This is a genomic window from Bacillus sp. 5B6, assembly GCF_000259405.1.
Lineage (GTDB): Bacteria > Bacillota > Bacilli > Bacillales > Bacillaceae > Bacillus > Bacillus velezensis.
The window spans coordinates 3,726,374-3,737,500 of the sequence record NZ_AJST01000001.1 but is presented as its reverse complement, the minus strand read 5'-3'; the positions used below and the strand labels follow the sequence as shown (position 1 = coordinate 3,737,500).

General features: G+C 45.1%; 8 protein-coding genes and 1 rRNA gene (1 of these 9 running past the window's edge). 1 reads left to right on the top strand and 8 read right to left on the bottom strand.

Annotated elements, in window-relative coordinates:
- The 8 genes from MY7_RS17950 to dnaA all read right to left on the bottom strand — a co-directional run.
- Positions 1–683: ribosomal RNA gene (locus MY7_RS17950) — 16S ribosomal RNA — on the bottom strand (it extends 867 nt beyond the left edge of the window).
- Between the two features lie 584 nt (positions 684–1,267).
- Entirely contained in the window at positions 1,268–3,727 is a 2,460-nt protein-coding gene (gene gyrA / locus MY7_RS17945) for a DNA gyrase subunit A (protein WP_007615117.1), read from the bottom strand.
- Between the two features lie 215 nt (positions 3,728–3,942).
- A complete protein-coding gene (gene gyrB / locus MY7_RS17940; RefSeq protein ID WP_007409911.1) occupies positions 3,943–5,859 on the bottom strand; it encodes a DNA topoisomerase (ATP-hydrolyzing) subunit B in 1,917 nt (638 codons plus the stop codon).
- A 56-nt stretch (positions 5,860–5,915) separates the two neighbouring features.
- Positions 5,916–6,161: an extracellular matrix regulator RemB gene (gene remB, locus MY7_RS17935; protein WP_004392908.1), complete on the bottom strand. Its 246-nt coding sequence runs from the start codon at positions 6,159–6,161 to the stop codon at positions 5,916–5,918.
- Between the two features lie 17 nt (positions 6,162–6,178).
- Complete coding sequence (gene recF / locus MY7_RS17930; protein ID WP_007409910.1) at positions 6,179–7,291, bottom strand: DNA replication/repair protein RecF; 1,113 nt, start codon at positions 7,289–7,291, stop codon at positions 6,179–6,181.
- 15 nt (positions 7,292–7,306) lie between these two features.
- Entirely contained in the window at positions 7,307–7,522 is a 216-nt protein-coding gene (rlbA, locus tag MY7_RS17925; RefSeq protein WP_004392910.1) for a ribosome maturation protein RlbA, read from the bottom strand.
- Between the two features lie 134 nt (positions 7,523–7,656).
- Positions 7,657–8,793, bottom strand: a complete 1,137-nt coding sequence (dnaN, locus tag MY7_RS17920) for a DNA polymerase III subunit beta (protein WP_007409909.1) — start codon at positions 8,791–8,793, stop codon at positions 7,657–7,659.
- Positions 8,794–8,978: 185 nt separating this feature from the next.
- On the bottom strand, positions 8,979–10,319 hold the full coding sequence (gene dnaA, locus MY7_RS17915; RefSeq protein WP_007409908.1) for a chromosomal replication initiator protein DnaA: 1,341 nt from the start codon (positions 10,317–10,319) through the stop codon (positions 8,979–8,981).
- A gap of 620 nt (positions 10,320–10,939) precedes the next feature.
- Here dnaA and rpmH point away from each other — a divergent pair.
- The gene (rpmH, locus tag MY7_RS19455) at positions 10,940–11,074 is read left to right on the top strand and encodes a 50S ribosomal protein L34 (RefSeq protein ID WP_003178075.1); all 135 of its coding nucleotides are present in this window, start codon (positions 10,940–10,942) and stop codon (positions 11,072–11,074) included.
- Positions 11,075–11,127 lie beyond the last annotated feature (53 nt).

The following is an 11,127-nucleotide window of genomic DNA, read 5'->3' as shown; positions in this document are numbered from 1 at the left end:
TTCCACTCTCCTCTTCTGCACTCAAGTTCCCCAGTTTCCAATGACCCTCCCCGGTTGAGCCGGGGGCTTTCACATCAGACTTAAGAAACCGCCTGCGAGCCCTTTACGCCCAATAATTCCGGACAACGCTTGCCACCTACGTATTACCGCGGCTGCTGGCACGTAGTTAGCCGTGGCTTTCTGGTTAGGTACCGTCAAGGTGCCGCCCTATTTGAACGGCACTTGTTCTTCCCTAACAACAGAGCTTTACGATCCGAAAACCTTCATCACTCACGCGGCGTTGCTCCGTCAGACTTTCGTCCATTGCGGAAGATTCCCTACTGCTGCCTCCCGTAGGAGTCTGGGCCGTGTCTCAGTCCCAGTGTGGCCGATCACCCTCTCAGGTCGGCTACGCATCGTCGCCTTGGTGAGCCGTTACCTCACCAACTAGCTAATGCGCCGCGGGTCCATCTGTAAGTGGTAGCCGAAGCCACCTTTTATGTCTGAACCATGCGGTTCAAACAACCATCCGGTATTAGCCCCGGTTTCCCGGAGTTATCCCAGTCTTACAGGCAGGTTACCCACGTGTTACTCACCCGTCCGCCGCTAACATCAGGGAGCAAGCTCCCATCTGTCCGCTCGACTTGCATGTATTAGGCACGCCGCCAGCGTTCGTCCTGAGCCAGGATCAAACTCTGCATCGTCGCCTTGGTGAGCCGTTACCTCACCAACTAGCTAATGCGCCGCGGGTCCATCTGTAAGTGGTAGCCGAAGCCACCTTTTATGTCTGAACCATGCGGTTCAAACAACCATCCGGTATTAGCCCCGGTTTCCCGGAGTTATCCCAGTCTTACAGGTAGGTTACCCACGTGTTACTCACCCGTCCGCCGCTAACATCAGGGAGCAAGCTCCCATCTGTCCGCTCGACTTGCATGTATTAGGCACGCCGCCAGCGTTCGTCCTGAGCCAGGATCAAACTCTCCGATAAAGTAGTTTGACTGACTACGCACATCACTGTGCGATTTATTTAAAACTTTGAATTAACAGGTACGTTTTGTCTTGTTTAGTTTTCAAAGAACTTTTTTCACTTCTCTCGAAGCGACCTCTTAATCATAACATTTTCAGTTTGCTAGGTCAATACTTTTTTTGAAAAATATTTTCGCTAGGCTTGCCTTTCTATTAAAAAGACAACAAAAATTATTATATCAGCATCATCATTATGTGTCAAAGCTTTTTTTCATTTCTTTATATAGTAAAAGCGCAGCCTGTTACAGCTGCGCTTTTACGTTTATACTTCTTCCGTTTCTTCCGGCTCTTCTTCATTCTTTTCCACAAGCGCCACAGTGGCTACATGCTCGTGATCAGACATGCGAATCAGACGGACGCCTTGTGTTACGCGTCCCGTAGTGGAGATATCATTAATATCCATTCTGATTAACACGCCGCTTGCCGTAATAATCATTAAGTCCTCTTCGCCTTTTGTTGCTTTCACGGTTACTAACGGACCGTTGCTGTCAGTGATTTTACATGTTTTAAGGCCTTTTCCGCCCCGGCTTTGAACTCTGTATTCTGAAGCCGGTGTGCGTTTGCCGTAGCCGTTTTCTGTCACTATGAGGACGTGGGAGTCTTCTTCAAGAATCTCCATGCCTACAACGACATCATCGTCTGTCAGCGTGATGCCTTTAACACCCGCAGCTGTGCGTCCCATTTGTCTTACATCTTCTTCAGGGAAACGGATCAGCAAACCGTTCTTCGTTCCGATGATGATTTGTTTCTTGCCGTCAGTCAGGCGGACGGCCATCAGTTCATCGTCTTCCCGGAGACCTAGGGCGATCAGTCCGTTATTCCGTATATTCGCAAACTGGGACAGTGCCGTACGTTTCGACACCCCTTGTTTGGTCGTAAAGAAGAGGTATTGCTCCTCATCAAACGTGCTGACCGGAATAATGGCATTAATCCATTCGCCTTTTTCAACTTCCAGAAGGTTAATAATCGGAATGCCTTTTGCCGTACGGCCGTATTCAGGGATTTCATATCCTTTAGAACGGTATACCTTCCCTTTATTAGAGAAGAACAGGATCGTATCGTGCGTTGATGTGGAAATTAAGTGTTCCACAAAGTCATCTTCATTCGTTCCCATTCCCTGTACGCCTTTTCCGCCCCTTTTTTGGCTGCGGTATGTGGACGCCGGGAGACGTTTAACATAGCCGTTATGGGTCAGTGTGATGACGATGTTTTCTCTCTCGATAAGATCTTCATCTTCAATTGTTTCAAGACCGGACGTCACGATTTCAGTGCGTCTCTCATCATTGAAACGCTCTTTGATTTCATTAAGTTCTTCACGGATGATCTCAAGAACTCTTTCTTCATTGGCTAAAATATCTTTCAGCTCGGCGATAAGCGCAACAAGTGATTGATATTCCTCTTCAATCTTTTCGCGCTCCAGACCGGTTAATCGCTGAAGGCGCATATCCAGAATGGCTTGCGCTTGTTTTTCAGTCAGTGAGAATTGTTCGATCAAACCCGTTCTCGCAATTTCAGCCGTCTGGGAACTGCGGATAAGAGAAATAACAGCATCTAAATGATCGAGAGCGATTCTTAAACCTTCCAGAATGTGAGCTCTCGCTTCCGCTTTGCGAAGTTCGTAAGCCGTTCTGCGCCGGATCACAATCTTTTGGTGATCAAGATAATGCTCCAGACATTGTTTCAGGCTCAGTACCTTCGGCTGTCCGTCAACGAGCGCCAGCAGGTTGATTCCGAAAGACGTCTGCAGGGCTGTTTGTTTGTACAGGTTATTCAAAATGACGTGAGCATTGGCGTCACGGCGAATCTCAATGACGATTCTCATTCCGTTACGGTCGGATTCGTCACGCAGATCGGTAATTCCTTCGATTTTTTTGTCCCGGACAAGATCTGCGATTTTTTCAATTAATCTCGCTTTGTTCACCTGATAAGGAAGTTCTGTGACAATAATTCTTTCTTTTCCTGATGATGTCTCTTCGATTTCAGCCTTAGCCCGGATTGTGATGGATCCCCGTCCGGATTCATATGCCTTGCGGATGCCGCTCCGGCCCAAAATCTGACCTGCAGTCGGAAAATCCGGGCCCGGGATGTATTCCATCAGCTCCTGGTTTGTAATCTCAGGATTCTCACTTACGGCAAGCACGCCTTCAATGACTTCCCCAAGCTGATGCGGAGGAATATTTGTCGCCATTCCGACCGCAATACCGGCAGCTCCGTTTACGAGCAGATTCGGAAATCTCGAAGGCATGACGACAGGTTCTCTTTCTGCGCCGTCATAGTTATCTTGATAATCAATCGTATCTTTCGTAATGTCCCGGAGGATTTCCATTGCGATTTTTGACATTCTCGCTTCTGTGTAACGCATCGCGGCCGCTGAGTCGCCGTCAACCGAACCGAAGTTGCCGTGTCCGTCAACAAGCATGTAGCGGTAGTTAAAATCCTGCGCCATTCTGACCATTGATTCGTAAACCGCTGAGTCACCGTGCGGGTGGTACTTACCGATAACTTCACCGACGATACGGGCAGATTTTTTATATGGTTTGTCACTGGTCATGCCTAAATCATTCATTGCGTACAAAATCCGCCTGTGAACCGGCTTCAGACCGTCACGCACATCCGGAAGCGCCCGGGATACGATAACGCTCATTGCATAGTCCAGGAAGGATGTCCGCATTTCCTGACTGATATTGACTTCACGTACTTGTGGTGTGTTTTGTTCACTCATTAAAAAAACCTCCCTGAAGTATCACATGAAATAATGTGGGAGTAGATTGTCCATTATGATCTTCAATACGATTTCACTATTCTCCATTATATCAATAAACTTGTGTTTATACACATTAATTTAGTAGAATATACGGGTTTTGCGGGTTTTCAGAGGCTTTAGAAGCCACTTTGAGAAAAAAGCCTTATTTCTTAACGAAAATAAGGCTTTCTTGGTTAAATATCAAGATTTTTCACGTATCTGGCGTTTGCTTCTATGAAGTTTCTCCGCGGTTCTACTTTGTCACCCATCAGCATTTCAAAAGTCTCGTCAGCGTCCATTGCATCTTCAAGATTAACTTGCAGAAGCGTTCTGGTCGCAGGGTCCATTGTCGTTTCCCAAAGCTGAGTCGCGTTCATTTCTCCAAGACCTTTATAACGCTGGAGGCCGGGCTTAGGTGATTGCGGAAGTTCTTTTAACAGCTCATCAAGCTGCTTATCATTATAAGCGTATTCCACCCGTTTTCCCTGCTGCACTTTATAAAGCGGCGGCTGGGCAATGTAGACATAGCCGTTTTCGATGATTTCCCGCATGTATCTGTAGAAGAACGTTAATAAAAGCGTTCTGATGTGGGCGCCGTCAACATCGGCATCCGTCATGATGACCACTTTATGATAACGCGCTTTTTCAAGATTAAAATCTTCTCCGATTCCTGTTCCGAGGGCCGTGATCATTGATCTGACCTCATTGTTTGAGAGAATCTTATCAAGTCTGGCTTTCTCAACGTTCAGAATCTTACCGCGCAGCGGCAGAATGGCTTGGAAATGACGGTCCCGTCCCTGTTTCGCTGATCCGCCCGCAGAGTCACCCTCTACGATATACAGCTCGGAAATGCTCGGATCTTTAGAAGAACAGTCCGCCAGTTTGCCCGGCAGATTGGAAATCTCAAGCGCACTTTTGCGGCGGGTCAATTCCCGCGCTTTTTTCGCTGCCATCCGCGCTCTTGCGGCCATTAAACCTTTTTCAACGATTTTGCGGGCTGAGTCCGGATTTTCAAGAAGGAATGTTTCCAGCGCAGAAGAAAACAGCGTGTCAGTGATCGTTCTCGCTTCGGAGTTGCCGAGCTTCGTTTTCGTCTGACCTTCGAATTGCGGATCAGGATGCTTAATTGAAATAATGGCAGTCAGCCCTTCTCTCACATCATCCCCGCTTAAATTCGGATCATTTTCTTTGAAAATCCCTTTTCTTCTTGCATAGTCGTTTATGACACGGGTCAGACCGGTTTTAAATCCGGCTTCGTGCGTGCCGCCTTCGTATGTGTTGATATTATTTGTGAAAGAATAAATATTGCTTGTATAGCTGTCGTTGTATTGCAATGCAACTTCAACCGTTATGCCGTCTTTCTCGCCTTCGATATAAATCGGCTCTTCATGAACGACTTCTTTGGAACGGTTTAAGTACTCAACATAGCTTTTGATTCCGCCTTCGTAGTGGTACTCGTTTTTCCGTTCTTGTCCTTCACGTTTGTCTTCAATCGTGATGTTTACGCCTTTTGTCAGGAAGGCCAATTCCCGGACACGGTTTGAAAGCAGGTCATAGTCGTATTCGGTTGTTTCTTTGAAAATTTCCGGATCCGGAACGAAGTGCGTAATCGTTCCGGTCTTATCAGTATCACCGATCACTTCAAGATCGGCCACAGGTACACCGCGCTCGTACGCCTGATAGTGGATTTTTCCGTCACGATGAACCGTAACGTCAAGAGTGGTCGACAAGGCGTTTACGACAGACGCCCCTACACCGTGAAGACCGCCGGACACTTTATATCCGCTTCCGTCAAATTTACCGCCGGCGTGGAGAACGGTCATGATGACTTCAACCGCAGGGCGGCCCATCTTCTCCTGGATACCGACCGGAATTCCGCGCCCGTTGTCCTTAACGGTAATGCTGTTATCTTTTTCAATCTCGATGTTAATATCTGTACAATAACCGGCCAGGGCTTCGTCAATACTGTTGTCGACGATTTCCCACACCAAGTGGTGAAGGCCTTTGCTGTTAGTTGATCCGATGTACATCCCCGGTCTCTTTCGAACAGCTTCCAAACCTTCTAATACCTGTATCTGATTCTCATCATAACTATTTTGCTGCTGTTCCATAGCCATGCACATTCACCTACACTTTTCTTAAACGATATATTCATTGTAAAGATCCGCTAAGAATCTATTTCTAACATAAATTGCGCACGTTTCTTCAGTGTGCCGGAAGATAAGGGAGAGTAATATATATTCTCAGTCGTGACTACGATAGACTTTGGCGTGCCGTTTACGGACGGCACTACTTTTTCTTTCTGTCTGTCCAGAAATTCTTCAACAATCGGCGATACATTGACCTTGCAGTCAAAAATGCCGACGATATCGCGTGTTGAAACGACAAAGTCGTCACCTAAATGAATATACAATCGCTCACCTCATTTCTTCACTTCACTAACGTACCGTTTTCCACACGGAACATTCCTGCTTGATGTAAGGTATCGTGGTCAATGCCATCCACGCTTGTCGTGGTGACAAATGTCTGCACACGGCCTTGGATCGTATGAAGCAAATGGGACTGTCGGTAATCATCCAGCTCGCTTAGTACATCATCCAAAAGTAAAATGGGGTATTCTCCGATTTCTTCATGAATCAAATCTATTTCGGCCAGCTTCAAAGACAAAGCCGTCGTACGCTGCTGTCCCTGTGAACCGTACGTCTGCACATCGCGTCCGTTCACATAAAAAAGGACATCATCCCGATGCGGTCCGAATAATGTGACGCCTCGTTCTATTTCTTTTTCTTTTAATTTCGAAAAAGACTCCTGGTAGCTGTTACCTATTTTCGACAAATCTTTGGGATCTGATACATCAAGCGCCGTGTGATACTTAAGCGTCAGTTCTTCAAGTCCCCGGGAAATGCCGGAATGGATCGGCTGCGCCCATTTTTCAAGCTGTGCCGTAAACTGCAGACGTTTGGCGACAACTTTTGCGGCTGCTTCAATCAGCTGATCAGTGAGAACGTCAAGCATAGTCCGGTCAGTCTGTTTCCGGCTTTGCAGCTGTTTCAGAAAATGATTCCGCTGTGAAAGGATTTTTTGATAAAGAGATAAATCATACAGATAAACGGCAGAAACCTGCCCGATCTCCATATCGAGAAATCTCCTCCTCACCTGAGGACTTCCTTTGACGAGATTTAAATCCTCAGGGGCAAACATAATGGTGTTCAGCGCTCCGACATACTGACTGAGTTTTTGCTGCTCTATATGATTGACCTTGCCCTTTTTACCTTTTTTGGAGATGACCAGCTGCATCGGGATGTCCCCGTTACGCTTCATCACTCTTCCTTCTATTTTAGCATAGTCTTCGTCCCACCGTATAAGTTCTTTGTCATTTGAGGTGCGGTGTGACTTTGCCATCGAAAGGACATAGATGGCTTCCATCAGATTGGTTTTGCCTTGGGCATTTTCCCCGATGATCACATTCACCTTGTTTTCGAATTGAAGCTCAGCGCGCTCATAATTACGGTAGGATGTTAATTCTAAATTTTGGATATACAACCGCTGTCACCCGCTTTAATTGACGACTTGAAATGAACCAAATCCTTCAATCGCGACCACGTCTCCAACGTAAAGCTTTCTGCCGCGGCGATTGTCAGGTTCATTGTTGACAGTCACCTCATGCTCGCTCAGAAACCACTTCGCCATGCCGCCGGACTGAATCACATCGGCTAATTTTAAAAACTGGCCAAGCGTAATCATTTCTGTATCAATCGAAATCGGATTTGCCATATTATCGACCTCTTTCAAATATCACTAATATCTAATTGTACTAAAAAATCCTGAAATAAGGAAAGGGAAAACTTGAGGGAGCGGCTGATGAATAGAAAAGCTGCCGAACTAAGCCGGCAGCACATTCTGTTTGATTAATACGTTCTGACCGGAAGGATGAGCTGAACGATGGTTTCATCATTCGGCGTACGGATAAGAAACGGTCTCATCGCTCCCGTAAAGCTGATACGGATGTCCGCTCCTTCAAGTACTTTCAGTGCGTCCATCATATATTTTGGACTGAATGAAATATTTAATTCCTCGCCGTCAATCTGGTCAGCCAGCACAGCTTCGACCACTTTCCCGATTTCCGGAGAATTTGATGAAATCTCCAGCGAATCCGCCGGTTTGGCAGAAAGCTTTACAACGTTGTTTCGGCCTTCTCTCGCTAATAAAGAAGCACGGTCTATCGCCTGTAAAAATTCCTTCGTGTTCACGACGATTTCCGTTTTGCTTTCCTGCGGAATTAAGCTGGTCGTGTCCGGATAGTTTCCATCAAGCAATCTTGAGAAGAACAATACGTTTTTCGCTTTGAACAGAACTTGGGTTTCTGTAATGACGATATCAACCAGTTCTTGGTTGTCATCAAGAATTTTGCTCAGCTCGGTTAAGCTTTTCCCGGGAATGACGACGTTATAAGAGCTGTCTTCCGGAATATCAAGCTTCGCCTTTCTCAAAGCGAGTCGATGGCTGTCCGTGGCAGTGCATAATAATTCACCGTTTTCGACTTTCCAGTTTACACCTGTCAAGATAGGGCGTGTTTCTGAGGCGGACACAGCGAACACGGTCTGGCGGATCAGGTTTTTTAAAAGATCCGTCGGAATCTGAATGGCGTGATGCTCTTCGATTTGCGGTAGATGCGGATATTCATCTGCATCAAGGCCGTTTAAATTAAATTCGGCTTTTCCGGAACGGATAATCGTTAAATATTGATTTTGAACTTCGATTTCAACAGTCGCCATCGGCAGTTTTTTAACGATTTCACTGAAGAAACGCGCTTGCAGCACGATACTTCCCGGCTGATCGATCGTCACGATTTCTTTATCATCATCTTCTTTCGGAATGAATGACTCGATTGAAATATCAGAGTCACTTCCTGTGAAAGATACACCTTCATCTGAGGCGACGATCTTAATACCAGTGAGAATGGGAATTGTGGTTCTGGATGAAACGGCTTTTAGAACGTCTTGTACACTTTCGACTAAACGATCTTTTTGAATCGTAAATTTCATGTTTATCCTCCTAACGGATAATATAATTAATATATTTTTAAAAATAGCAGTAGTAATAGTAGGGCCTGTGGATTTGTGGATAAGTTGTGAAAAAGACAGGAAACACAGCCTATCCACATGTGGACAGACTGTGTATGGCTATGAAAAAGTTATTCACACTTTCCCCGATTCATCCGAGGACACTATTATTTAAGAAGTTCTTTTATTTCTTTCACCTGCTGCTGAAGCTGCTCGTCATCAATCAGCAGTTTTGAAATCTTTTCATGGGCGTGAATGACGGTTGTATGGTCTCTGCCGCCAAATTCTTCCCCGATTTTAGGCAAAGAAGAATCTGTCATTTCTCTTGAAAGATACATCGCGATTTGTCTTGGGAACGCTACGGATTTCGTACGCTTTTTCGCTTTGAAATCTTCAAGCTTAATGTTGAACTGCTGTCCGACAATCCGCTGAATCTCTTTTATCGTAATGACCTTCGGCTTAGAAGACGGAATAATATCTTTCAATGCTTCTGCAGCCAGGTCTGCGTTAATGTCTTTATTGATTAAGGATGAATAGGCGACAACCCGGATTAATGCCCCTTCCAGTTCGCGGATGTTGCTGTCAATCTGATTCGCAATGTAAAGCATGACCTCGTTCGGAATATCAAGGCCTTCCGCCTTTGCTTTTTTTCTCAGGATGGCAATCCGCGTTTCCAGATCCGGCGGTGTGATATCCGTAATCAATCCCCATTCGAACCGCGAACGCAGGCGGTCTTCAAGGGTCGGGATCTCTTTCGGCGGTCTGTCGCTGGAAATCACGATTTGTTTGCTTTCTTCATGAAGCGTGTTGAATGTATGGAAAAACTCTTCCTGTGTTTGTTCTTTTCCGGCTAAAAATTGAATATCATCTATCAAAAGTACATCAACGTTCCGGTAGCGGTTGCGGAAATCAACGGCTTTATTATCGCGGATTGAGTTGATGAATTCATTTGTGAATTTTTCAGAAGACAGGTACACCACTTTGGCTGAAGGATTATGATCAATGACATAATGGCCGATCGCGTGCATTAAGTGGGTTTTTCCTAAGCCGACTCCCCCGTATATAAATAAAGGGTTGTACGCTTTAGCGGGTGCTTCCGCCACAGCCAGTGATGCTGCATGGGCGAATCGGTTTCCCGATCCGATGACGAATGTGTCGAATGTATATTTCGGGTTGAGCATGCTTTGGGGAAAATCAGACGGTTCCTCTTTTGCCGCTTTTTTCACTTGCGGTTTCGGTAAAAAGTTTTCTTCGTCCTGATTTTGAGGAATGACAAATTTGACGCTCAATTCTTCCCCGGTTAATTCGTATATGGTATCTGCAATGAGATGTAAGTACCTGGACTCCAGCCAGTCTCTGGCAAATTCATTGGGAGCGGTGATGGTTAAGGTATCCCCTTGCAGCGAATGGGCTTTCGTCGACTTCATCCAAGTTTCGAAACTCGGTTTGCTTAGCTTTTTCTCAATTTGAGCTAGAGCTTGATTCCAAAGATCTAATATATTCTCCATTATCCGGCACAGCCCTCCTTTTCTTTAAAAATCAGCGCCCTTTCCCTGTTATAGAACACAAAAAAAGAGCATATGGCTCTGACCATTCGTACACACGAAATGTTGAAAACATATAGTATAGTAGAAAAACAGCTTTTCGACAAATTCCACAAGTTGTGGACAACAATCTACACAAGCTGTGTGAAAACAATCCACAACTTATCCACAGTTTGTGGATAAAGAGAATGGGCTAGATTAGTAATTAAGAGTTAAAACACAAATATAATATCAAATTAAGCGAGGACTTGCAATGGTTCTCGTAATCTTATCCACAAACCTGACAACTTGTTGAAAAATCTTTGTCCACAGGAGTTAGCAATGTGAAAATGTTGTCGATAACGACTGTGGATATTAAAAAAAGGCAAAAAAATTATCCACATGTCGTTTTTTCGGGGGAGCGCGGCTTTTTTTTGCGTTAAAAAAAGGAATGTGAAAAATAAGGTTTCTAAACTGGTTAAGGTATGTTATCCTATTATGGTTGTAAGAAATAAAAGCACTGCTGAAGTTGACAATGAATAGGCAGCACAAATATAATAAGTAAGACTGTCTTTAACAGCTATTCCTCGAGGGAGGTGTCATAAATGAAAAGAACATTCCAACCGAATAACCGTAAACGCAGTAAAGTTCATGGCTTCAGAAGCCGTATGAGTTCAAAAAACGGTCGTCTAGTATTAGCACGCCGTCGCCGCAAAGGCAGAAAAGTATTATCAGCTTAGGCCACTGAATAATGTCAGTGGTCTTTTTTCACATTAAGAGAAAAGTGATGTCA

Excerpts from the sequence above, each read along its gene's own strand:
- rpmH (WP_003178075.1), top strand. The coding sequence starts at position 10,940 with ATGAAAAGAACATTCCAACCGAATAACCGTAAACGCAGTAAAGTTCAT.
- dnaN (WP_007409909.1), bottom strand. The coding sequence starts at position 8,793 with ATGAAATTTACGATTCAAAAAGATCGTTTAGTCGAAAGTGTACAAGAC.
- dnaA (WP_007409908.1), bottom strand. The coding sequence starts at position 10,319 with ATGGAGAATATATTAGATCTTTGGAATCAAGCTCTAGCTCAAATTGAG.
- gyrA (WP_007615117.1), bottom strand. The coding sequence starts at position 3,727 with ATGAGTGAACAAAACACACCACAAGTACGTGAAGTCAATATCAGTCAG.
- gyrB (WP_007409911.1), bottom strand. The coding sequence starts at position 5,859 with ATGGAACAGCAGCAAAATAGTTATGATGAGAATCAGATACAGGTATTA.
- rlbA (WP_004392910.1), bottom strand. The coding sequence starts at position 7,522 with ATGGCAAATCCGATTTCGATTGATACAGAAATGATTACGCTTGGCCAG.